Raw genomic sequence first — 23,168 nt, forward strand, 5'->3', positions numbered from 1 at the left:
GAAAAATGACACGTACAAAGTACCATGAAATGCTTGGTATTCTGAAAAATAATGTAACACAGATGGGAAAACTATCCCAGGATGCCATAAATAACTCTATGAAAGCTCTGAAAGAGCTTGACATGGAGCTTGCAAAAAGTGTTATAGATGGAGATCAGGCAATTGACGATTACGAAATGAAAATAGAGAAATGCATTTCTCATATCATAGCACGCCAGAGCCCAACAGCAGGAGACATGAGACTTGTCACCGCCTGCTTCAAAATAGCTATTGATCTGGAGAGAATGAGTGACCTTGCAGTCAATGTTGCTGAAGTCGCAGAAAGAATTGAAGGCGAACACATCAAACCACTCATTAACATACCTAAAATGGCAGAGACCGCCGAAAATATGCTTGAGCAGGCAATGATAGCATTCGCAAGTAATGATGTTGAGTTAGCAACGTCCACTGCAAAAAGAGATGATAAAATCGACAGAACATTCTATGCTACAGAAAAAGAACTTATTGAGATGATGATAAAGGATGACACCATAATAACCAATGCCTCATATCTGCTCTTCGTTCTTCGATACCTGGAGAGGATAGGAGACCATGCATGCAATATTTGTGAAAGTGTTGTCTACATGGCATCCGGTGAAAGAGTAGACCTCAACTAAAAATCAAACAGGGAGCTTTGGGATTTCTTTTCTTCTGATGGCTGTGGAGATTGAACCTCCACCTCTTTTTTGTTAATGCGTTTGATGGGAGAATCCTGTGGCTTATCCGAGAAATCGAAAAGACCCTTTTGCTTTGAATCATAATCCAGGTTGGCAATATCCACACCGAATACACCCAGTATTCTCTCTACCGGAGGAAGTACCTGCTTCTTGATATAATAATCTACATCAATAGGCACATTGTGTTCCCTGACGTATTCCGGATCTTCGGCACGATTGACAAACAGGTCCTTACCAGCTACTATGACAAAGGGTATGCGTTCCCCCACAGGAGGAGGATTACCTGTCCTTTTCTCGATTTTCTCTACAACCGTAAGATGTGGCTGCTTGTTCTTATAACGTGAAGCACTTTTAGAGAACATTCTTGTCATTGTGAGATCATCGATTACATCCTCATCTTTGCGGACATCAATATTTCTCACACCATCAACGACTTTCCTGACATGCAATACAGCAGCATCGACATTACCTTCTTTGAGAACAAGTTCCAAAACCCTGTTAAGCGTCTTGGAAGTCAATTCACACCAGTCTCGCCTTACAGTCTCCATGCCCTTGACCTTTATGGAATCCTTCCATTCATCACCGGCACGTTCGAAGACCCAGATAGCATAACGCTTCTTTGCTATGAAAAGACCCCTGCGGGCAATAGACTCAAACTCAAGTTCCATAGGATCAGGAAGGGATGATGAAACAGTTCCTGCAATTTTGTTACCTACAAGTTCAGCATCCTCAAGAGAAATAGAATCTTCTGAGCTGCACTGCACGAATACACTGTCCGTATCCCCATACACAACCGAAAGTGAAACAATACGATCATCGGGCTTGATGGCATCGACCTCTTCTGTGAAATAGACAGTACTATCCCTTAATACCACCTTATTTATGCTGCCATTGACAATTGCACGGGTATTCAGGATGTTCTCTCTCCCAAAGCTAGTCACCGCATTTGCAAGTGCAAGGCTGTAAAGCCTTGCTCTTGTGTAACCAGAGTAACCATAAAAACTGTTCAGGAGTATTTTCAGGGCAAGTTGTGTTGCGTCAAGGACACGATACTCATCCTCACTTGCAGCACTTTTCATGCGTTTCTTTGTTTCCACCCTTCTGTTGAGCAGGTTCTCAAGAATAGAAGGCATTATACCCTTTGATACCTCTGAGGACACAAACTCTCCCCCGGAAGGAGGCTTTATAGTCTCACTTTCCGGACGATCATGTTCAACAACAGTAGTATAACAAAGGTTATGGGCCATCATGATGGTAGGATAAAGAGATTTGTAGTCAAGTATAACAATATTCTCAAGAAGACCTTTTTTGGGCTCGAGTACCTCGCCACCCTTGAGACCTTCACTGCTGCGATTACGGAAACTAACAAGGTCATCAGAGGGTTTAGGAGGGATTACACGATCTCTTTTGCCATACTCACGCAACAGCAGGTTCTCAACCATAGAGGTCTGCCCACCATCCACAACTTCCTGAAGCAAGGAACCACTTACCTGGGCTACTGCGACATGTTTGTCGAGAAGCCTGAGTTTCATAAAAAGCTCCAGTGCCAGTTCGGAATCACGTTGTGCATAATCTATAAAATGAAGTATCTTTTCTCCAGTATCATTCCAGTATTCTTCCATCTCAGAAGGAGCTACATCCAGCTTTTCTCTGTCAAGTAACTCTTTCGCGACATTTCTTAGTGTGTATCGTTTGAGACTATATTGGCTTCTGATGAGAGGAAGAGCATCGACAACAACACGACCGGGTATTGACACCATGGTACGATTGCCGATCTTACGATAACTAAGTATCCTGCCATCACGACCCACTGATGATCTTACATTTTTCCCAGAACCTGCAAGCATAGTCACCCTATCTGCAATGTAAGGAATGTCAAATCCATTAATATTATAGCCAGATACGACATCTGCATCGTATTCCTGAAATATCTCAAAAAAGCGATTCAACATTAAAGTTTCCGAATCGAAACATTCAACATCAGCACTTACTCCTTCAACTTCCTTGGCAACAAGGACCTTAGTATCATATCCTTCATAAGCAGGGCTGAAGGAAAAACTAATCATAATGACAGGAGAGGTCTCCGGAACAGGCATCGAACCCCCCAGAGGAAGACATTCAATATCAAAGGCCAAATGCTTTAGAGGAGCGTTAGAGAGCTTTTCGATCTCTTCCAGAGAAGAGGCAGTGAATACCTCATCGCAGTATTTGGCCGTTCCACCTGAAAATGTTTCTTTGGAAAATGAGGATGCTGTCACCCAGCCCATACCATGCAATTCCTTATCAATCAGAAAACGGTTCCTGAAAAGGATATCAGTTTCATATATCTCTTTTACAGCAGGTATATTTACAATATCATCACGTATCTCAGGAACATTCCCGGGTTCATATGTAATGACCTTGAGCATGGGTTTTTTGGATACCTGGTATCCAACAGGTTCTAATTTAGGAATGATGTCTACTTTTCTTATCACATCGAACCGTTCCTTGAGCATAGTGGAGAGTTCATCGAGCTCCCCTTCAGCACTGATATAGAAATATGGCTCAAAGCCCGGTACAAAACAGCAGACACTTTTACCATCCTCACCCCTTCCAAAAAGGCGAATGACAGGCCCTTTGTCCTCACGGATATAATCGGCATCAAGTATCTGGAAATTCATGAATTACCTTACAGGTTTGCAGCATATATGCTTTGCGTTGAAATGTAAAAAGATAAAAAAAATGAATGCCCGGAGCGTGACTCGAACACGCGACCTCCAGATGTCTCAGGAGATTTGGACGCACGGTTAATATTCCCTATGAGTCTGGCGCCCCAACCAACTAGGCTATCCGGGCAATGCAGCATCTAGAAGGGGAAAGTTGTATTAAAACATGTCGATTGAAAAAGCCAACAGTTAACAGAAAAATCAAAAAAAAATGGCACGGGTTAATATCCCGTTGCTTCAGCCAACTCACTCAAAACAACATAATCATCTGTTGCACCACCTACAACAAAGACAAACTTATCGTTGCTCCAGATGTAAGTGTATCTGGGAATATTGGCCTTATCAATTGTAACATATTCAAGTATTCTTACAGTAGAATGATCACTAATGGATTCTTCTGTAAAGCGTGATCCTGAAGATAATTCTCTGAACCCTGCCTTATACTGGACTATAAACTCTTCAGCCGAAGATGAGCTGTTCATTTCTATAACATCGATATAAAGATCTGTGGAATTCAGATATATATAAAGACCTTCTGAACCACCTTCGATACCTTCTACTGAAATGTATTCACTCCCTACTTTTTCAGCAGATAGGTCACGGGAACCAAGAAACTCGTAGTTTTCGGATAGATCATCAATAGGCATAAGACTCTGACTACTGGCATCGTCTGAGATAGTATTTGTGACAACACCTGTGTCTACAAGACTTTCTTCAACAACCTTGTCCGTGCAACCGGAGATTGATAACATTAAAATACTAATTATTAGAACCAAAAAGACTTTTTTAAGCATGGTTACACCTCTTTAAAAAAATCAATCATAAAAAAAAGGTTAAAAGAAGGGATTAACCCTTCTTTAGTTTAGATATTTAGTTCCTTCTGACAAGGTATGCGACTGCAAGAAGACCTGCAACTGCGAAGACTGCTTCAAATCCAGGGGATTCTGCAGGTTCTTCAGTGTCTTCTTCTTCTACTTCAGTATCATCTTCTACAGGTGTTTCATCTTCAGCTGGGGTTTCTTCTACGACTTCGTCACCCTCGCCTTCGACTACTTCATCACCAGGCATTTCTTCATCTACGCCTTCGTCACCATCGCCTTCAACTACTTCCATTCCTTCACCGATTGTTCTCTCGACGAATGGGTAGTATCTGAGATCAGTTGAGTCTGCGGTCTTGAGCATGAAGCCTTCTGCGAGTTCGATTTCCTTGTCTTGTGACAAAGTGAGTGTGCCAGAGTTGAACATTGAAATGGTGCTGGCTACAGCGTCGACTTCAAGTTCCCCGAATTCATCAGCAGAGTCTATCTCGAGAATGTTCTCGTAGTCAAGGAGCCAGAGACCCTCGACCACTGCAAGACTGTCAACCTGACCCTGGAACACATCGGTGATGAGTGCCCTGAAGACAATTACATCGTCTGTGTCACCTACATCTGTGTCATAGGTCCATGTTGCTTCGCCACCTATTACATCGATAACTTCATCCTCGACGAATTCGCCATCCTTGGAGAGTTCCATCCAGACCTTGTCACCCTCTACATCGATCTGCTTTGCGGTAAGTTCATAACCGTTTGGCATCTCGAGTGCGGAACCGGTCCTGAGTGTGTACTTGTCGTCGTTGTCAAGGAGCAGCTCCATAAGCTCACCTGCATCATCATCAGCTGTTGCAACATATTCCTGTGCAAAGAGTCCAATAATTGGGAATGTGCTGTTGTCATCATCTGGAGTCTCGTTAGCGAAGTCTGCTGTGTATGAAGTCTGTACAATGGTTGTGTTATACCAGAGGTCTTCTTCGTCAACGGTTTCGCCATCAACAGTGATTGAAAGTGTTTCTGAAGATTCATCGTCATCAAGGTCATACCAGAAACCTGCAAAATCATTTGCGGTCCATGAATCAGTAGCTACTGCAACAGATCCTCTAACCTCGTAGGTTCCTGGCTCGGTGTATTCCTTCACAAGAGCAAATCTAAGATCAGAGTCTGCAGTGGTGATCATTAGGCCTTCTGCAAGATCAATGTCCTTGTCATCTGAAAGTGTAAGTGTACCGGAGTTGAACATTGAAATGGTGCTGGATACAGCATTGACTTCAAATTCTCCGAATTCATCAGCAGAGTCTATCTCGAGAATGTTCTCGTAGTCAAGGAGCCAGAGACCCTCGACTACTGCAAGACTGTCGACCTGACCCTGGAACACATCGGTGATGAGTGCCCTGAAGACGATTACATCGTCTGTGTCGCCTACATCTGTGTCATAGGTCCATGTTGCTTCGCCACCTATTACATCGATAACTTCATCCTCGATGAACTCGCCATCCCTGGAGAGTTCCATCCAGACCTTGTCACCCTCTACATCGATCTGCTTTGCGGTAAGTTCGTAGCCGTTTGGCAGCTCAAGTGCGGAACCGGTCCTGAGTGTGTACTTGTCATCGTTGTCGAGAAGCAACTTCATAAGTTCGCCTGCATCATCATCAGCTGTTGCAACATATGACTCAGCGAAGAGTCCGATAAGTGGGAATGTGCTGTTGTCATCATCTGGAGTCTCGTTAGCGAATTCTGCTGTATAGTCTGCCTGTACAATAGTTGCATTGTACCATAGACCTTCCTCATCAATAGTCTCGCCTGATACCAGCGCAGAGTTGTTTAAGATTGTAAGAGTTTCACTTGCAAGGTTATCATCAATGTCATACCAGAAACCTGCAAAGTTTGTTGAATTAATTTCAATGTTTCCGCCTACTGTGTCGAAAATGTCACTGAAGTTGTCACCACTGAAAACTTCACTGCGCACTTCTATTGTTGCGTCTACAGCGCTTGCTGGCACAATAAGTGCTGCAATTGCTAAGAGAGCAACGAGTGCAATTGTTGTAAATCTGTTCATTTTTTTCCTCCGTATTTATTCTATGATATAAGAGTGAGAATCAGAAATAAAGCGTATTATCGCCATATTAACTTCAGACAAAAAAACAAACACAAAGATTCGTTAATTGCCGAAGGAGACTTCATCACCCTCCTAATCCCGTCATATTGGATTACAAGTGTTCTATTAATCAATTGCCGTTTTAAATCTTTTGTGGTCTAAATTCGAGTAATTATCACGTTGCATTGGCAAATATCGATGCATTTAACGGGAAATGTCGAAGTTAGCAGATAAACTGCAGGGAAAATACAAAGGAACACACCGATAATGTTCACAGATTGCCATATAGTTTTTTAAGAAAGAAAGCTATATTCACGGCCACTACAATAATCATAATTCAACATATTTATATATATGATAACATAAAATAAACATAAAATAAAACTAATATATGTATAACCTTTTCAATTCACTTTATCACGCAATTATCACAAGGAGTGAAAAAGTAAAATGTTCGATGGTGCAGTTTCTGAGGAAATCTCAATGGAAGATGAGGCTAACCGGGTAAAAACAGGGATACCCGGATTTGATGAGTTGTGCGGAGGCGGGCTCATCCGAGACAGAACATACCTGATATCCGGCACATCGGGAGCTGGAAAAACCAACTTCTCAATTCAGTTTATCTACAACGGAATTACCAAGTACGGTGAAAACGGAGTCATAGTGGCCACAGAAGAAAGACCTGAACAAATCAGGGAAAATGTCATGAAATTCGGTTGGGACCTAGAAGCACTTGAAGAAGAGAACAAACTGGTGATTATTGACGCATGTTCGACGAAAATAGGCATCCCTTCACAGGAGAAATATGTGGATGTCCGTCCTTTTGACATACGTTCAATGATGGATCAGATCATTGCCACCCAGGAAGAAATTAACGCCAGACGTGCACTTGTAGATTCAACAACTTCGGTAAGTTTCTATCTTCAGGACCCGGCCAAGATAAGGATAGAACTCCTTAAATTGAGTACTACGCTCGAAGTTATCGGCCTGACTTCCATGATGACATGTGAGCTTATAGACGAGGAAAACCCCTCACGATTCGGTGTTGAAAACTTCGTGACAGATGGGACCATAGTATTATATTACAAAAGACATGAGAACGTGCGTATGAGAAGCATGGAGATCTTTAAAATGCGCGGTTCAGACCATAGCAAAAAAATCCATCCGTACGACATTACACCCGAAGGTTTTGTCATACATCCGCATGAAGAAGTATACTCAATGTTCTAAATATCCGGATACATTTCCTCATGACCGCACTCCACACATTTATAAATTGCAAGGGCACGGCCGAAGTGATCATGCCTTTTAAGAACCGGAAATCTCCACCTGTTCATTTTTCCTTCACAAAGCGGACATCTGTAGTTCACATTATTCACCAACAAGTAATTATATAAAAGTATATATTAAATTAACGAATAGAAAAATAATCGAACCAAACTCAGAAAGAAGATAGAATGGACGGGTTAAAAAGCATATCGTGTGGTATCAAAGGGCTTGACGAAATTTTGGGTGGAATGATGTCCCCCTCTACAATCCTGGTCGCAGGAACAGCAGGAGTGGGCAAGACGATTATGTCACTGCAGATGCTTTCAAATGCTTCCAAAAAAGGGGAGAAAGCACTCTACATACCTATTACGACAGAAAGTACTGAAAAACTGAAAATGTACCATTCCACTCTTGATTTCTTCGACGACTCCTTTGAAGTGCATGCTATAAACCGACAACTTTCTGAGAAAGATCCCCTGACAACATTGATCGACATAGGAAATGTAATTGAATCGGTCAAGCCCGACAGACTGGTCATTGATCCCATCACTCCTCTGGGATTCGGATTCGTTGAACAGGAAAGGAGACGGTTTTTTTACACTCTGGACTCAATGCTTCAGGAAAGAGATATGCTAACCTTGCTTGTCGGAGAACTTTTAAAGACAGAGTTACATAATTCCGTAGTCAGCCACCTCTCAGATGGTATTATTTACCTCACAAGAGAAGACAGTAACTCCAAAGCAGACCATCGAATGGAGTTTATTAAAATGAGAGGGCTCGATCCGGGAATACGCTCAGAGATTACCTCCCGTAAGTATCTGTATAACATCAATTCAACTGGCTTTGCCGTGTACCCACACCTGAAACCGGAAAAAAAGATAACGTTGGACGATACCAGAGTTGGAACAGGGATACCCGGACTGGATGGTATGTTCGATGGAGGACTTTTAAAATACAACAGCCTTCTTGTAGCTGGAACCCCGGGAACCGGAAAAAAAATATTCGGATTGCAATTCATAATGCAGGGACTTAAAAATAATGAAGCGGGAATAGTAGTCACATTCGAAGATACACCGCACCAGATGATACTTGATGCTAAAAGAATGGGATGGGATCTGGAAAGATATATTGATGACGGACTTTTATTTTTTATCTGCAACAATCCAAGTGAGATATACCCTGGGGAACATGCTGCAAACATAAAAGAAAATATTGAAACGAATAATATTAACAGAGTATTCTTTGACGGAACCAATCACCTTGAGTTATCAATGCCTGATAATTTAGAACTTAGAGGCTACCTTTATTCAATGACAAATTACCTGAAAAGCCGGAACATTACATCCTTATTTACAACAGATACCGCACCTTCGGAATGCCCAGGTAATGAGAAAATAGATGCAGCATCCATCATGGATTCAGTGCTCGTTTTGCATAATTCCCGAGCAAGAGATCGAAGATATATGTGTGTTACCAAATCAAGAGGGACAAAACACAAACGCTCAATAAAAGAATATGCAATTACAGAAAACGGGATAAAACTCAGAACTGACACTTTAATCTAAAAATGAAAAAAATAATTAGATATTATGGACTTTGCGCTCCAAAGTTTCCCCCAGTTCAGTAAGCTTATATACATCGCATTCCTGTTCGATTAATTCTTTATCAATGAGCTCTTCTACGATCTTATCGACCGAAGGAGAAGCTACATGCATGTTCTTGGCCATTTTTCCTGCATCCAGGCTATGTTTTGACCCCAATAGAGTAAGTAATTTCTGACGATTTTTATTACCGCTTACAAATCCGATCAAGTCTTCCATTTTCATCCTCCAATACATTATTGAGTTACATGATATAATTACTTTTACATAATTTATCATTCTCGCAAACATAAACATTTTTTACCACATACCAGTACAAAGGATACATTTATAAACAGTTATGCATATGTAGGTGGTGGCGGGCTAGTCTGGGTAGGCCGGCGTTACCTGTAACCCGAAATCGCCGATATGCGGGAGACGAAGCCAATAGGAGATGTTCGGATCATTTTCAAACCTGTGATCTCAACTGAGAAACCCCGTCCTGCTTGGATGGTGTTGATATAAGAGCTTGTTGGAGAACTTGTTTTTATATCTTAACTGCGGGAACCAGTCCAGGCCCGGAAGGGAGCAGACCTACCGTGGACAGCTATCGCTTGTAGGGCTGCGGGGTGGAGAAGAGATTATAGACTACTTGGAAATGGGAAAAACAACGACTTGCGGCATGCCTGTCACTTTAATAAAGCCGGAAAGCATTAAATAGATGAATTGCATTAAGGAATGAACTCGCTTTTTGACGAGATAGCCAAGCCCGGTATGGCGCAGGATTGCTAATCCTGTGGTGCTATGCGCCTCGGGGGTTCGAATCCCCCTCTCGTCGTACTTTTTTTTAGCAATTACAAATATACCCACAGTGGTAGAGAAACTAATAATATAAAGGACAAAGAGCATAATAATGTCTGAAAAAACTATTATCCCGGTATTAAATAGTCAGGAATCCGACAAGCAAAGTGAGAGTGCATGCACATCCTGCGGAGCTGGAGGCTGCTGCGGTGGTTTTGGCATAAAGGCAGGTTCTGAAAAAGACGTTGTTTTCAGGAATATATTCATGTATATGACCATGGGAATTATAATATTCACCGTGGCATATCTGGCAATGAAAGTTATGACCCTGATCAACGGATAATCATTTTGATTTTATACATTTAAAGGGATATCTTGTTACTCCGCCGCATTTAAGGCAGGTGATAATAATATTGCCATCTTTAAGGCGGCGTCTTGAGTTTTGACCTGTAACAAGCAAGGAACCACATTGCTTGCAGAAATTGCGTTTAAGTTCTGCAGGTATGCTTACACGATGACGCATGCCTATTTTTCTTGCTAACGAAACGTACCGTTCGCTCTTATCAGGGTTTAAGCAAAGCTCATTTTTAGCGAGTTCAAAGAGATACTGAATACGCTCTTGTGCAATGATTTTGGATATAGCCTTGTTTTTCTTTCTTGATCTTGCCATTTTACGACACCTACATGAAAATCAAAGAATCACTACTTTTGTAGAAGGAGACTTTTTTTTGACCATATCTATGAATACATCAGGGCTTGCGCCATCAAAATCATCCGAATCATAAATCATTGGCACCACAGTCTTTGGAGAAAGCAGTAATACTGCATTAGCCGCCTTAACTTCATCCATAACCTCATGGCCACCAATTGGCAAAAAAGCAATATCAGAATTAGTTATTTCCATTTCTGGAACCGCGCACGTATGTCCTGCATGATAAATCTTCAAACCTGCGAATACAAAGAAGTAGCCCACACCATCCCCGGAAGAACTGCTGCTATCACATGAGTCATATGCAGAGACAACCTCGATGTCCACTCCTTTAATATTTAATTCTCCGCTAAGGGAATCACCTTCAATGACCCTTCTTGCATCTCCTCTGAACTGTAAACTTATTTTCTCAGGAATTAAAGTAGTGCAGTCGAATCTACGGACGTTACGAATAGATTCCGGATCACAATGCCCGAAGTGTTCATGCGTAATAAGAAGTAAGTCTGCCATGTCTTCTTCAGGAACTCTCGCGGATATATTAGTTGGATCTATGTAGATAACCATGCCATTCCCTTTTATCATAAAACCAGAGTTACCCAACCATTTGATTAAAACGCCATCAATTATTATACCATCCAAAATATCACACCTCTAATTATTGACCTAATACCTAATAATCTCATTTCTAAATACCAGATGACAACATAATAGGCATTAAAACTACTGAAAGAAACAAGAATACAAAGACAGGAAAAGGTAGTAGATATATAGTGGAATGGAAAAAAGAAAAGTACGCCAGAAAATCAGATGATGAAAGCATGACAGGTAAAAAGATCAATATACTTTGCTCAGTTGTAGACAGGGCCAGCCAGAATATAAAGGAACATTTGCTCCAGAACGAACAATGGAAACAAGTCGATGAACTCCCAGATAAGTGGGAAAATCTTGAATCAGTATATGAAAATCCAAAATATAGAATTATCGAGATAAAAGAACATCATATCTATCAGGATAGAATAGATGAAAAAATGAAATGTTTTGGGTTTGAAACCGACTTAATAATAGTAGCCTCAAAGCATAAGAGCAATGATGGAAGGTCAGTACTTACAGCACATTTCACAGGAAACTCAAACGACGCATCTTTTGGAGGAAGACCACGGGAACTGTCAATTCCTGCAACTCAAATTATGCGATCCGTGCTAAAGAACATGGAACGAATGGCAAAAAACACACATTATTCTATCAACATGGAGTCAACCCATCATGGCCCAACTGACATGAAAACGCCAATGGTATACGTAGAGATTGGTAGTGGAGAAGAACAATGGCCAGACCCGGTTGCAGGAGATATCATTGCAAAAGCCATAATGAAAGCACGATCAGAAGAAGTACCTGTTGCCATTGGTTTTGGAGGAGGACACTATGCTTCAAGACAAACAGAGCTCATATTGGAAACAGAAGTAACATTTGGGCATAATTTTCCAGATTACCAACTACCCCATGTAGACAAAAGTATGGTTTTGCAGGCCTATGAAAAATCAAAAGCAAATTTCGTTTATTTTGACAGGAAATCCATGAGTTCCAAGGAAAGAGAACGACTTTACAAAATCGTAGAAGAACTTGGATACGTCCACTTAAGAGAAAGTGAAATAAGAGAAATAAAAGGAATCCCATGGAAGCTTTTCACCAAGATCAAAAAGATGTGTGATGAACTATGCCCAGAAGGAAAATTGAAAATCACTGATTCCCCCATAGAAGCATTTGAAAGCATATATGCATCCATCGAAAATGAGGAGGATATAGAACTATCCACATGTATGATCAATGAAGAACTTCTCAAGGAAACTATCAAAGCTGACAGGGATAAAACAATATGTGCGTTTAATCAGTATGCCCCCATCTATATTGAGATGAAGAACGGGACGATATCAAATTACATACTGGGAATGGGTGAAGACACTGAAACTGCTATGCAGAACGTCATAAATGAATGCATTAAAATACTAAAAGAGCATTATGAAGTTAAATATATTCTTGATGAGAATATACTATACATTATAAGTAATAAATTCGATCCAAAAGCAGCAAAAGAATTTGGCATCTCCCCAGGACCAATGTTGGGAGAACTGGCAAATGGGAAGTCTGTTGTTGTGGAAGGAAGGACGATCGAGCCAGAAATGGTACACATAAGGAAAACTAAGAAGATCCTACTGTCCAATTAAACATAAATGATCATACCTGTAATCCAACATACGATTTTCACTTGAGGGAAAAAAGATGAAATCCATAGTAGAAGAGGCACTGGCGAGATCTGAACAGGAGTCACATCTTCGTAGTTCGGCTGCAAATCCTGACCATAAAGAAATCAATGCCGAGCTTGAAGACCTGTTACGTGAGTTGCAAACCAATATTAAAGTAATCGGTTGCGGCGGCGGCGGATCCAACAGTACCCAGAGAATGGCAGACGAAGGAATAAAGGGTGCTGAGCTTATTGCCCTTAACACCGATGCACAACATCTTCTGGATATTAGCGCCGACAGGAAGATACTCATCGGAAAGAAAAAGACAAGAGGACTTGGTGCAGGCAGCCTTCCACAAATAGGAGAAGATGCAGCCCTTGAAAGCGTAGATGATATTGCAGATGCCGTAACCGGCAGTGACATGGTGTTCATTACTGCAGGCTTGGGCGGAGGAACCGGAACAGGATCTGCACCGGTGGTTGCCGAAGCTGCAAGAGATGCGGGCGCATTGACAATTGCTGTCGTGACACTTCCATTCGGTGTTGAAGGACATGTCCGACGCACAAATGCAGAAGCAGGACTTGAAAGGCTGAGAGAAGTAGCTGACACTGTTATTGTTGTGCCCAACGACAAGCTTCTTGAAGTAGTTCCAAGACTTCCACTTCAGGCAGCCTTTAAGGTATCCGACGAGGTACTGATGAGAGCTGTTAAGGGTATTACGGAGCTTATTACAAAACCAGGTCTTGTAAACCTTGACTTTGCAGATGTGAGAACAGTAATGCAGAACGGTGGTGTCGCCATGATCGGGCTTGGTGAAGCCGATGGCGAGATGAAAGCTGTTGAATCAGTACAAAAAGCACTTCGCAGTCCATTACTCGATGTTGATATTTCGGGTGCAACTTCAGCTCTTGTAAATGTTGTCGGTGGACCTGACATGACAATTGCAGAAGCAGAGAGTGTTGTACAGGAAGTGTACAGTCGAATTGACCCTGACGCAAGACTCATCTGGGGAGCACAGATCGACAATTCACTTGAGCAGACAGTGCGCACAATGATTGTTGTTACAGGTGTAAAATCTCCACAGATATACGGCCACGGCGGCGCGAAGAACGTGACCAGAAGATACGGAATTGATTTCGTAAAGTAGAACCCCTTTTTTTTAACAAATACCTCTTGGTTGGGTTACATATTAGTGTAATCCAATCGAAAGGTATTTTATTAAAGACGTAGTGTGAATAGCGCTATATATAGCAGACAATAAGCTATGATATAGTTAACATAAAATATACACAGGTATATTATCGATCATAACCGGTTGTGAAGAACTTTGGCAGAAGATTTATTTGATCTAAGTAAAATCAATAGCACTAGCATAAACCAATCCTTGAAGACATATCTCAGGGTTCTCAAACTGACAAAGAAACCTTCACGCGAGGAATTCCAGATGATTGCCAAGGTCGCAGGACTTGGAATTCTTGCAATCGGGTTTGTCGGATTCCTTATATATGTATTGCTGGTAGAGATACCACAATTGGTGTGAGTATGGTCGAAGAGTCTGCAATATTTGTTGTAAAAACCACTGCAAATCAGGAACGTTCTGTTGCAAATCTGATTACCTTAGTTGCACGGAAAGATCATCTGGACATCAGGGCAATAATTGCACCTGACGAACTAAAAGGGTACGTTCTTATTGAAGCCCCAGACCCCGGAGAGGTGGAACAGGCAATCCAGACAGTTCCACATGCAAGGGCAGTAGTGAAAGGAAAATCAAGCATCGAAGAAATATCCCATTTCCTTACACCAAAACCAACTGTTACAGGCATCACAGAGGGTGCAATAATCGAAGTAACATCCGGACCTTTCAAGGGAGAAAGGGCACGTGTAAAAAGAGTGGATGAAGGTCATGAAGAAATTACAGTGGAACTCTTTGATGCAGTCGTACCGATACCTATAACTATTCGTGGTGATACTGTAAGAGTCCTCAGGAAAGAGGAAGAGGAAAATTCCTGATACATTTTATCAATAATTAAAATCCAACGGTGATAGTCAAATGGCAGATGTTGTTGAAGCACTGGTGCCTGGAGGAAAGGCAAATCCCGGACCACCACTTGGTCCGGCTCTTGGCCCCCTCGGGATTAACGTCAAAGACGTGATCGATAAGATCAATGAGAAAACAAAAGATTTCAATGGGATGCAGGTCCCTGTCAAAGTAATAGTTGATTCGAACAAAAACTTCGAGATAGAAGTCGGTACTCCCCCTACCGCAGCACTGATCCTTCAGGAAGTTGGTATCCAGAAGGGGTCCGGCCTTGCCGGCACAGAAGTCGTAGGCGATCTAAAATTACCACAGGCTGCGAAGATAGCCCGTATGAAAAAGGACGACATTCTTGCCTATACATTGAAGGCAGCCGTAAAAGAAGTCCTTGGAGCATGCGTGCCAATGGGTGTAACTGCTGAAGGAATGGATGCAAGAGAATGCCAGAAAGAGATAGATGAAGGCAAATTTGACGAAGTGCTTGCAAATGAAGCTTGGTAATTCCAGGCGAGATTCAGCTTTAACCGATAAGTTTAAAATAAATACATATTATTGGTGTGCCCACTATCAGAGAGAGAGTAAAGATCTCTAAGATCTAAGACTCTAAAAAAGCCGTAGTAGACCGAAATGGTCCTGCCTGAACATTATGTTCAAACTACGGGAGGTAAAGAATGGCAGAACAAAATATAATAGATGCAATTAACGAGTTATTTCAGGAATCTTCGGAGCGTAAATTCGCAGAAAGCGTAGACCTGGCAATTAACTTAAAGAATCTTGACATGAGTCAACCTAAAAATCGTGTCGATGAGGAAATTCTATTGCCACATGGCCTTGGAAAAGACCTCCGGATTGCTGTTTTTGCAAAAGGAGAAGTAAGCCTCCAGGCAAAGGAAGCAGGTGTCGAGTATGTCTTCGGAGAAGAAGACCTTTCTGAACTGGGTTCAGACAAAGCACGTGCCAGAAGCATTGCCAATGAATGCGACTTCTTCATTGCAGAGGTCCAGTACATGGCCCAGATAGGTAAGAACCTGGGTGCTATTTTGGGCCCGAGAGGTAAAATGCCAACGCCTCTGCCACCTGGCAAGAACGTTGCAGATCTTGTGAACAATGCAAGGAGCTCTATCAGGATAAGATCCAAAGATAAGCTCACTTTCCACGTAGCAGTCGGACGCAAGGACATGGAAGTCAACAAACTGGCAGATAATGTCGAGACTGTTTTGAATAGGGTCGAGCAATCTCTCGAAAAGGGAAAGCACAACATAAAATCGATCTATGTTACGACTACTATGGGTAAGTCCGTGAAGGTGATGTAAATGGAAGAAGTTCACCACACAGAGCATGTACCTCAATGGAAGAAAAAAGAAGTTGAGGACATAAAGGAGCTCATAAACAACTATCCCCTGCTCGGAGTAGTAGGTATCGGCGGAATTCCGGCAAAGCAGCTCCAGAAGATGAGAAGAGGTCTTCAGGGAACAGCTGTTTTAAAGGTGGCAAGGAACACTCTCATTAAAAGAGCATTTGACGAATCAGACGATGACATCAAAAAGATGGATGAATACATCGATGTCCAGACCGCTCTGGTGTTCACCGAGAACAATCCTTTCAAGCTTTATAAGACGTTAGAGCAGAGTAAAAGCCCATCCCCGATCAAAGGTGGAGCAATCGCACCCAATGATATTGTTGTCGAGGAAGGGCCAACAAGCTTCCCACCCGGACCAATACTGGGTGATCTGCAAAGCGTAGGAATACCTGCAGCGATCGACGGTGGAAAAGTAGTTGTCAGGGAGACAAAAGTCGTTGCAAAAGCAGGAGAAGTCGTTTCACAGAAACTTGCATCTATGCTCACAAGGCTTGAAATCTACCCTGTAGAAGTTGGTCTTGATCTCAGGGCAGTTATGGAAGCTGGATCTGTTTTCACACCAGATGTACTGGCAATCGATGAGAGCAAGTACTTCTCAGATATCGTTCTGGCAACTCAGCAGGCATTCAACCTGTCAGTGTTTGCAGCGTACCCAACCTCAGACAATATAAAGACACTCATTGCAAAGGCAACAACAGAATCACGCAACCTCGGTGTCAATGCAGTTGTTCTGGAACCAGGAGTAATCGACGCATTGCTTGGAAAGGCACAGTCCCAGATGCTTTCAGTTGCATCAGCAGCATCTGCCAATGATGAAGAAGCTGTTGACGATGAACTGAAAGAGGCTCTTGGCGCAAGGGCTACAGCTGCTGCTGTGACAGCAGAAGTATCCGAAGCTGTTGAAGAAGAGGAAGCAGCTGAAGAGAAGGAAGAAGAAAAAGAGGAGTCAGAAGAGGACGGAATGGCCGGCCTTGGAGCACTCTTCGGATAAGAATAAGTTTTAGACATTTACACATAAATTACATTGATAAACAAAAGGTGATTTCACATGGAATACATATATGCAGCACTTTTATTGCACAAAGCTGGTAAAGACATTACAGAAGAAGCAATTGTTGCCGTACTTCAGGCAGCAGGTATAGAAGTTAACGACGCACGTGCCAAGGCACTCGTTGCAGCTCTTGAAGATGTAGACATCGAAGAGGCAATGGCAACCGCAGCAGTTGCAGCACCAGCAGCAGCAGGCGCACCTGCAGCAGCAGCAGAAGCAGCACCTGCCGAGGAAGAGGCAGCTGCAGAAGAAGAAGCTGAGGAAGAAGCAGAAGAGGACGGAATGGCCGGCCTCGGAGCACTCTTCGGATAAGAATAAATTTCCTGTCCGCCAGTTCGGCGGACAAACATTCTTTTTTTAATCAGCTTTTCTGAAAAGCTGGCACTTGACATAAGATTTTAAGTATACATCTTTTTCAAGAATCAGATTATTGTCCCTGCAAATGTCAGGGTAATGATTATTCCAGCTATCCGCATTTTCCTTAAACATGAAAAAAGGAAGCATCATTACAGTATCCAACCCAACCAGCGGTTTTGCACAATCCACTATCGCAAAATAAGCATTGTTCTTCAATACACGAGATACTTCCTTGATAGCACCCTTGCGCACTTCAGATGTAGTTTCACAAAACGCCACTGATGTTACAACAATATCAAATACCCCATTTGTGAATGGCAGCAGATCCATAGAACCCTTATAGAGATTCAAAGGTATACCTGCGTCCTCCCCCTTATCAGTTGCATACCCTAACTGAACACTGGAAAGGTCCAGACCATGCATCTCTATATCTCCACCCATAAGTTCTGAAATTGCAATTCCCACTGATTCTGTCCCACATCCCAAATCAAGTACAGACATTCCATTCTTCAAAGGAAGAGCAGACGCTACTTGTTTATAATAATAATGTCCAAAACCAAGAATTGTCGCAAAAAAATCATAATGTCTGCCCCCAAAGAACCAACCGAAATTATTTCCTTTTTTATGATTTATCTCCAAACCCCCCGATTTAAGATATTATTAACTGCAACATACGTCTTTTTTCCAAAAATGACTGTTAATAGTCAAAAATCAGGTGAACAAACTGCCATTAAACCCATTCTAAGACCTCTTCAGAAACATTACTCCAAAAAGGAAGATTGCACTGATGAAACCTATGATACCCATCGTTGGCAGATAACCTTCACCATTTACAGCCAGATATGAGGACGAAAGCAAGATAGCCAACAGAAAAATGTACTTTGTAATGGAATCTATAGTTCTGTACTTCCTTATTTCATCAGTCTTCTTTTCAAGCCTTTCTATCCGGTAACCCCTGATAGTTTCAATAACGTCATTTACACCCTCAGGAAGGTTCTTCACTATCTCCAGATACCTATCTCCTTCAAGTTGCAGGTATTCAAATGCCTCAAAGGGTGAATAGCGTTTCATCAAAACCCTTGTGATAACTGGTTTTGCATTTTCCAGCAGGTTGAACTTCGGATCAAGTTCAAAGCAGTTGGCTTCGATGAGTATTAATGCTCTCTCCAGGGTCGAGAACTCACTGGGAAGTGAGAGGTTGTACTTCAAACCAAGCGTCGCATAGTTATCACTTTGCCTCTCTCCTACGGAATAATTCTGCTTCGAAATGATATCATCAAGATCTATCTTGAAGCGACGCACATCGATATCTTCCTTGTAGGTTCCAGATATCTTCAGGAATGCCTCAAAAACTATGTCCACTTTTTTCTTATAGATGCCATAAAATAGGTTAAGCATATTGCGACGTAGTTCATCATCAAGAGTTCCTACAGCCCCAAAATCAATGTAGGCAATGCCGTCTTCCCGAATGAGGATGTTAGAACTGTGAGGATCGGCATGATAGAAGCCATCAAGATAGACCTGCTTCAGGTAGCTCTGGCTGATAATCTTTGCATACCACTTACTTTTTTCAGCAGACGTTTGTGGAAGTTTCCTGACAGGAATGCCTTCCATGTAATCCATGACCAGCACACCTTCATTGGAATATTCATCATAGACAGCAGGGACATGCACGTCCTTAATATCCTCAAAATTATCTCTGAAACGCTTAATGTTCCTGGCTTCATTCCTGAGATCAATTTCCCTGTTCAGGAGGTCTCTGAACTCAAAAAGGAAAGCATCAATATCAAAATTGTTTCCAAGACCAATGGCTTTTACAATAATAGATTTCAGGTCATCGAGTATAGCAAGGTCAAGGTTGATAGTGTTTATAAGATTAGGTCGTGTTATCTTTACAGCAACTTTCTTTCCGTCAAGCACAGCTTCATAGACCTGGGCAATTGAAGCACATGCCAATGGTTTGGTGTTGAATTCATCGAATATCTCAAGTACATCGAAATCGGACTTTTCAAGACCTTCAGATTGTTCAGTCTCCCCAATATTACACCTGAACCCTTCAAATGCCACTTTCATCACATCGAATTCAAGTGGATTGACATTGTCCTGAAGGTTCCCAAGTTCCTCGATATAGATACCGGAGAGACGATATCAGGTCTTTTGCTCAAAATTTGCCCCAACTTGATAAATGTCGGGCCAAGTTCTTCCAGAGCCATCCTTAAATTTTTGGCTTTTTTCCTATTCTTGACATCCAGCACACAGAGGTTGCGCTTATTGGAAACATAATAATTATTGACTTCTGAGTATACGAGACTGAAAAGATTGTATTTCAAAAAAACACGAAAAATAATAAGGTACCTGCGGAGTTTTTTGAACATCATTTTATTATTTGTCCTGTTACTAGATATAGATTGGTGTCATTTAAATATTACTTCTTTTCACTAAGAAGCAAGATGATTTAGCATTCCAAAAAATCAGCAAATTTCATGAAATAAAAAAATATGTGGGTTTGGTAACACTAAACAACTATTTATAATAGCATCCTTATGTAAAATAAAAACTCTCCCTGTCAAAAACAGGCTTTTTGGCCGGTTGTAAATTCAGCGTGTGACTATAATGACCGAAAAACCTATCGTCCAGCTAAAAGGAGTATCCTATTTTTATGCAAGCAGCAAAACAAGAGCTCTTGACAATGTCAGCCTCAAAATTTATCCCGGAGAGAAAATAGCACTCCTAGGAGCAAATGGTGCTGGAAAATCAACACTATTCAAACACCTGAACGGCATAATCAAACCAAGCTCAGGACAGGTTTTTGTTAATGGACAGGAGATCTCCAGAAAAAACATAAGAGATGTTAGGCAGACAGTGGGAATTGTTTTCCAGAATCCCGATGACCAGATACTGGCTCCCACAGTTGAACAGGATGTCGCCTTCGGACCAATGAATATGGGTCTGTCGGAAAATGTAGTTGAAAGCAGGGTTGCTGAAGCTCTTGAACTTGTACATATGTCCGGTTTTGAGGAACGTTCACCTCATCACCTTAGCGGGGGGCAGAAAAAACTCGTTGCCATCGCCGGTATACTTGCCATGCGACCTCAGGTAGTCGTACTTGACGAACCCACTGCCGGACTGGACCCTCTGACAGCCAATCAGGTAATCAGTGTAATAGAGAAAATGAACAGGGAACTTGGGATTACTGTAATACTTTCCACGCATGATGTAGACATTGTGCCACTTTTCGCTGACAGAGTCTATGTTATACATCACGGAAAGATCGAAGCAGAGGGGACTGCCAGGGAAATATTCAAAAAACATGATATTCTGGAAAATGCACATCTCAGGATGCCACGAATTGCAGAACTTTTCGAGCTCCTGCAGGAATCTGGTCTGGATGCAGACATAAAGATAACACCCATGGATGCCAGGAATGAGATCATACGATTGGTAGAAAATAATAACTAAAAAGGTCTGCCCATGGAGATCACACTTACTGACATCGAAAGAGAATCCTATAAGAACAGTCCTGTCCACAGGCTTGACGGCAGGATCAAGATACTTGCAACGATAGCGATAATAGTCTTTGCTGTAAGCCTTCCGCGTATAGACGAAGGAAATTTCATGAAACTTGCGATTCTTGAGCTTTACCTGATTTCACTAATGCTAATCGCAAGACTTAATCCTGCATATACTATCATGAGATTCCTTTCCATATTGCCTTTTGGACTTACGATTGTTATTATACAGCCATTTGTCAGGCAGCCATTCATTGAAACTTTTACAGTATATCCAATTTATCTACCACTTGGAATTACCCTGACATATGAAGGGATATTTTTTGGTGCGGTGCTCCTTGCAAAGTACACCGTCTGCGTGACTTCCATCGTACTTCTTTCATCCACAATGAAGATGAATGACATGGTCGTATCCGCCAGACGTCTTGGAATTCCCAGGGAATTCACACTTCTGCTGACAATGATGGTCAGGTACCTATTTGTATTCTGGATAATGCTCAAACGCATCAGAACAGCCCAAAAGACCCGCCTTTTTGACATCTGGAACAAAAATGCACCACGCAGGTGGATACTTGAGCAGGTAGGATATACCATTAGCTCGTTGTTCATCCGTTCTTATGAACAAGGAGAGCGAACATACACCAGTATGTTATGCAGAGGCTATTCCAGTGTAAACAAAGTCTATGTGCATAAGAACAAGATAAAAGCTACAGATATTCTATTCTTTGTAATAACTGTAGGGACATTACTACTGGCTTTTGTAGCCTGAAGTAAAAATAGATGAAAGAAAAAAAGGGAAGGAGAATTTATTTCTTTGCAACTTTTCCAAGTGCAAAACTGATTCCCAGCACAAGAAGAGTGCCTATCACAACAGCAAGCACTTCTCCCATCTTGCCCTGACCTTCAATAGCATAGTCAGGCATTGGAGATTCAAATACAGGAGCCATCTCTTCAATGGCAGTCATTTTTGCTTCATCGATCACACCCATTGCTGCACTTTCAAGACCATCCGGATCAGAAGATGCAAGGAAAGGAGCAAGAACAGATATCAGCAATGCAATGGCTATTCCTGCGTAAAGGAACTTCATATTAATACCTTTGCTGACACTCATATTCATACCCCCACCCCATTAGTACCTGTAACAGATGAGTCCAGCAGGTCGGGCCTTGATTTCTGTATTGCCGTTATAACTATAGCAGTGATAAGACCTTCGCCTACGAACCCTATTATCAGATGAAAAGTTCCCATTGCTGCAAGTCCTGCCACCAGAGGAAAAGTACCTGCAACAGATAGTTGAACCGCACATACAATTGAAGACATGAACAATCCGAACCATGCACCGATAAAGGATGCGCCTTTTATTCCTGCCTTATTCTTTAAAGCCACGAATGTGTAGTATCCTGCGAATCCTGAGATAACGCCCATATTCAGGATATTTGCACCCATTACAGTGATTCCACCGTCAGCAAAAACAAAACCCTGAACAAGCAGGACAAGGGTGAGCACAAGAACACCTGCCATAGGGCTACCAAAGATAATAGCTACAAGGACTGCTCCGACCATATGGCCACTGGTACCCATACCAATAGGAATGTTCAATGCCTGTATTGCAAATATTCCGGCGGCGAGGGCTGCCAGAATCGGTACTTTTGTATCGTCAAGTTCTTTTCGTGCCCATTTAACGGACATAAATATAAAGGGAAGGGCGATGACCCAATAAATTATTGCCTGACTTAGAGGCATAAATGAATCTGGTATATGCATTCTAGTTCCTCATAATGTTATAATTCGTGTTATGAAAATTATTGAATTTAGTAACACTAATGGATACGTAATAAGAGCTATATATACTTAATGAACTAATATCCAGGAAAATAGTATTACACAACTATAAATTTACAAAACCAAGATATATAAAAGAGAAA

25 protein-coding genes, 2 tRNA genes and 1 other RNA gene are annotated in these 23,168 nt (G+C 41.8%); 16 read left to right on the forward strand and 12 right to left on the reverse strand.

The features are described from left to right. The first annotated feature begins 5 nt into the window (after positions 1 to 5). A complete protein-coding gene (gene phoU / locus V7O67_RS00510) occupies positions 6 to 656 on the forward strand; it encodes a phosphate signaling complex protein PhoU (RefSeq protein WP_406670499.1) in 651 nt (216 codons plus the stop codon). On the opposite strand, the gene V7O67_RS00515 is transcribed toward phoU, so the two are convergent. The 4 genes from V7O67_RS00515 to V7O67_RS00530 all read right to left on the reverse strand — a co-directional run bounded on the left by V7O67_RS00515 (position 653) and on the right by V7O67_RS00530 (position 6,292). After that, entirely contained in the window at positions 653 to 3,376 is a 2,724-nt protein-coding gene (locus V7O67_RS00515) for a DNA-directed DNA polymerase (RefSeq protein WP_406670501.1), read from the reverse strand. The two genes, phoU and V7O67_RS00515, sit on opposite strands and share 4 nt — an antisense overlap. A 66-nt stretch (positions 3,377 to 3,442) precedes the next feature. Beyond that, positions 3,443 to 3,551 (reverse strand) — tRNA-Met (locus V7O67_RS00520). Positions 3,552 to 3,642: 91 nt separating this feature from the next. Beyond that, positions 3,643 to 4,215: a hypothetical protein gene (locus tag V7O67_RS00525; protein WP_342303961.1), complete on the reverse strand. Its 573-nt coding sequence runs from the start codon at positions 4,213 to 4,215 to the stop codon at positions 3,643 to 3,645. A 76-nt stretch (positions 4,216 to 4,291) separates the two neighbouring features. Continuing rightward, the gene (locus tag V7O67_RS00530; protein WP_406670503.1) at positions 4,292 to 6,292 is read right to left on the reverse strand and encodes an S-layer protein domain-containing protein; all 2,001 of its coding nucleotides are present in this window, start codon (positions 6,290 to 6,292) and stop codon (positions 4,292 to 4,294) included. Between the two features lie 489 nt (positions 6,293 to 6,781). Between V7O67_RS00530 and V7O67_RS00535 the strand changes: the two genes are divergently transcribed. Further along, on the forward strand, positions 6,782 to 7,561 hold the full coding sequence (locus V7O67_RS00535; protein ID WP_406655689.1) for an ATPase domain-containing protein: 780 nt from the start codon (positions 6,782 to 6,784) through the stop codon (positions 7,559 to 7,561). On the opposite strand, the gene V7O67_RS00540 is transcribed toward V7O67_RS00535, so the two are convergent. Beyond that, positions 7,558 to 7,701 carry a hypothetical protein gene (locus tag V7O67_RS00540; RefSeq protein WP_406670505.1) on the reverse strand — a complete coding sequence of 48 codons (144 nt, stop codon included), beginning with the start codon at positions 7,699 to 7,701 and terminating at the stop codon, positions 7,558 to 7,560. The genes V7O67_RS00535 and V7O67_RS00540 overlap by 4 nt on opposite strands. A gap of 87 nt (positions 7,702 to 7,788) precedes the next feature. On the opposite strand from V7O67_RS00540, the gene V7O67_RS00545 reads away from it, so the two are divergent. After that, positions 7,789 to 9,165: an RAD55 family ATPase gene (locus V7O67_RS00545; RefSeq protein ID WP_406670507.1), complete on the forward strand. Its 1,377-nt coding sequence runs from the start codon at positions 7,789 to 7,791 to the stop codon at positions 9,163 to 9,165. Positions 9,166 to 9,180: 15 nt separating this feature from the next. Here the strand turns inward: V7O67_RS00545 and V7O67_RS00550 are convergent, their stop codons facing one another. Continuing rightward, the gene (locus V7O67_RS00550; protein WP_406670509.1) at positions 9,181 to 9,420 is read right to left on the reverse strand and encodes a transcriptional regulator; all 240 of its coding nucleotides are present in this window, start codon (positions 9,418 to 9,420) and stop codon (positions 9,181 to 9,183) included. A 137-nt stretch (positions 9,421 to 9,557) separates the two neighbouring features. Here V7O67_RS00550 and ffs point away from each other — a divergent pair. The 3 genes from ffs to V7O67_RS00565 all read left to right on the forward strand — a co-directional run bounded on the left by ffs (position 9,558) and on the right by V7O67_RS00565 (position 10,324). Beyond that, positions 9,558 to 9,872, forward strand: an RNA gene (gene ffs, locus V7O67_RS00555) — signal recognition particle sRNA. Between the two features lie 61 nt (positions 9,873 to 9,933). Continuing rightward, a tRNA-Ser gene (locus V7O67_RS00560) sits at positions 9,934 to 10,018 on the forward strand. 75 nt (positions 10,019 to 10,093) lie between these two features. After that, positions 10,094 to 10,324: a hypothetical protein gene (locus V7O67_RS00565; protein ID WP_342303956.1), complete on the forward strand. Its 231-nt coding sequence runs from the start codon at positions 10,094 to 10,096 to the stop codon at positions 10,322 to 10,324. On the opposite strand, the gene V7O67_RS00570 is transcribed toward V7O67_RS00565, so the two are convergent. Beyond that, a complete protein-coding gene (locus V7O67_RS00570) occupies positions 10,325 to 10,651 on the reverse strand; it encodes a ribonuclease P protein component 4 (protein ID WP_342303955.1) in 327 nt (108 codons plus the stop codon). A gap of 21 nt (positions 10,652 to 10,672) precedes the next feature. Next, positions 10,673 to 11,329 carry an MBL fold metallo-hydrolase gene (locus tag V7O67_RS00575; protein WP_342303954.1) on the reverse strand — a complete coding sequence of 219 codons (657 nt, stop codon included), beginning with the start codon at positions 11,327 to 11,329 and terminating at the stop codon, positions 10,673 to 10,675. 131 nt (positions 11,330 to 11,460) lie between these two features. Here V7O67_RS00575 and V7O67_RS00580 point away from each other — a divergent pair, with 131 nt between their 5' ends. The 8 genes from V7O67_RS00580 to rpl12p all read left to right on the forward strand — a co-directional run bounded on the left by V7O67_RS00580 (position 11,461) and on the right by rpl12p (position 17,688). Beyond that, a complete protein-coding gene (locus tag V7O67_RS00580) occupies positions 11,461 to 12,912 on the forward strand; it encodes a D-aminoacyl-tRNA deacylase (RefSeq protein ID WP_406670511.1) in 1,452 nt (483 codons plus the stop codon). A 55-nt stretch (positions 12,913 to 12,967) separates the two neighbouring features. Continuing rightward, positions 12,968 to 14,077: a cell division protein FtsZ gene (gene ftsZ, locus V7O67_RS00585; RefSeq protein WP_406655697.1), complete on the forward strand. Its 1,110-nt coding sequence runs from the start codon at positions 12,968 to 12,970 to the stop codon at positions 14,075 to 14,077. 210 nt (positions 14,078 to 14,287) lie between these two features. Then, positions 14,288 to 14,470 carry a protein translocase SEC61 complex subunit gamma gene (locus V7O67_RS00590; RefSeq protein ID WP_406671400.1) on the forward strand — a complete coding sequence of 61 codons (183 nt, stop codon included), beginning with the start codon at positions 14,288 to 14,290 and terminating at the stop codon, positions 14,468 to 14,470. Positions 14,471 to 14,472: 2 nt separating this feature from the next. Next, on the forward strand, positions 14,473 to 14,940 hold the full coding sequence (locus V7O67_RS00595) for a transcription elongation factor Spt5 (RefSeq protein ID WP_406655699.1): 468 nt from the start codon (positions 14,473 to 14,475) through the stop codon (positions 14,938 to 14,940). A 40-nt stretch (positions 14,941 to 14,980) separates the two neighbouring features. Next, positions 14,981 to 15,466 (forward strand): 50S ribosomal protein L11, encoded by a 486-nt coding sequence (locus tag V7O67_RS00600; protein WP_406655700.1) that lies wholly within the window; start codon positions 14,981 to 14,983, stop codon positions 15,464 to 15,466. Between the two features lie 170 nt (positions 15,467 to 15,636). Then, a complete protein-coding gene (locus tag V7O67_RS00605; protein WP_406655701.1) occupies positions 15,637 to 16,278 on the forward strand; it encodes a 50S ribosomal protein L1 in 642 nt (213 codons plus the stop codon). After that, positions 16,279 to 17,316: a 50S ribosomal protein L10 gene (locus tag V7O67_RS00610; RefSeq protein WP_406670512.1), complete on the forward strand. Its 1,038-nt coding sequence runs from the start codon at positions 16,279 to 16,281 to the stop codon at positions 17,314 to 17,316. It abuts the gene before it with no gap. A gap of 57 nt (positions 17,317 to 17,373) precedes the next feature. After that, positions 17,374 to 17,688 carry a 50S ribosomal protein P1 gene (rpl12p, locus tag V7O67_RS00615; RefSeq protein ID WP_406655703.1) on the forward strand — a complete coding sequence of 105 codons (315 nt, stop codon included), beginning with the start codon at positions 17,374 to 17,376 and terminating at the stop codon, positions 17,686 to 17,688. A 45-nt stretch (positions 17,689 to 17,733) separates the two neighbouring features. Here rpl12p and V7O67_RS00620 read toward each other — a convergent pair whose 3' ends face one another. Then, positions 17,734 to 18,372, reverse strand: a complete 639-nt coding sequence (locus V7O67_RS00620) for a class I SAM-dependent methyltransferase (RefSeq protein ID WP_342303947.1) — start codon at positions 18,370 to 18,372, stop codon at positions 17,734 to 17,736. 102 nt (positions 18,373 to 18,474) lie between these two features. Next, on the reverse strand, positions 18,475 to 19,806 hold the full coding sequence (locus tag V7O67_RS00625) for an ABC1 kinase family protein (RefSeq protein WP_406670514.1): 1,332 nt from the start codon (positions 19,804 to 19,806) through the stop codon (positions 18,475 to 18,477). A gap of 540 nt (positions 19,807 to 20,346) precedes the next feature. Between V7O67_RS00625 and V7O67_RS00630 the strand changes: the two genes are divergently transcribed. Together V7O67_RS00630 and cbiQ are read left to right on the forward strand one after the other, a co-directional pair. Beyond that, positions 20,347 to 21,192: an energy-coupling factor ABC transporter ATP-binding protein gene (locus V7O67_RS00630; protein ID WP_406670516.1), complete on the forward strand. Its 846-nt coding sequence runs from the start codon at positions 20,347 to 20,349 to the stop codon at positions 21,190 to 21,192. A gap of 12 nt (positions 21,193 to 21,204) precedes the next feature. Next, positions 21,205 to 22,011 carry a cobalt ECF transporter T component CbiQ gene (cbiQ, locus tag V7O67_RS00635; RefSeq protein ID WP_406670518.1) on the forward strand — a complete coding sequence of 269 codons (807 nt, stop codon included), beginning with the start codon at positions 21,205 to 21,207 and terminating at the stop codon, positions 22,009 to 22,011. Positions 22,012 to 22,048: 37 nt separating this feature from the next. Here the strand turns inward: cbiQ and V7O67_RS00640 are convergent, their stop codons facing one another. Together V7O67_RS00640 and cbiM are read right to left on the reverse strand one after the other, a co-directional pair. Continuing rightward, complete coding sequence (locus tag V7O67_RS00640) at positions 22,049 to 22,354, reverse strand: PDGLE domain-containing protein (protein ID WP_406670520.1); 306 nt, start codon at positions 22,352 to 22,354, stop codon at positions 22,049 to 22,051. A gap of 2 nt (positions 22,355 to 22,356) precedes the next feature. Continuing rightward, entirely contained in the window at positions 22,357 to 23,007 is a 651-nt protein-coding gene (gene cbiM, locus V7O67_RS00645) for a cobalt transporter CbiM (protein ID WP_406670522.1), read from the reverse strand. Positions 23,008 to 23,168 lie beyond the last annotated feature (161 nt).

Origin of the sequence: Methanolobus sp. ZRKC4 (assembly GCF_045291305.1) — an archaeon.
Taxonomy (GTDB): domain Archaea; phylum Halobacteriota; class Methanosarcinia; order Methanosarcinales; family Methanosarcinaceae; genus Methanolobus.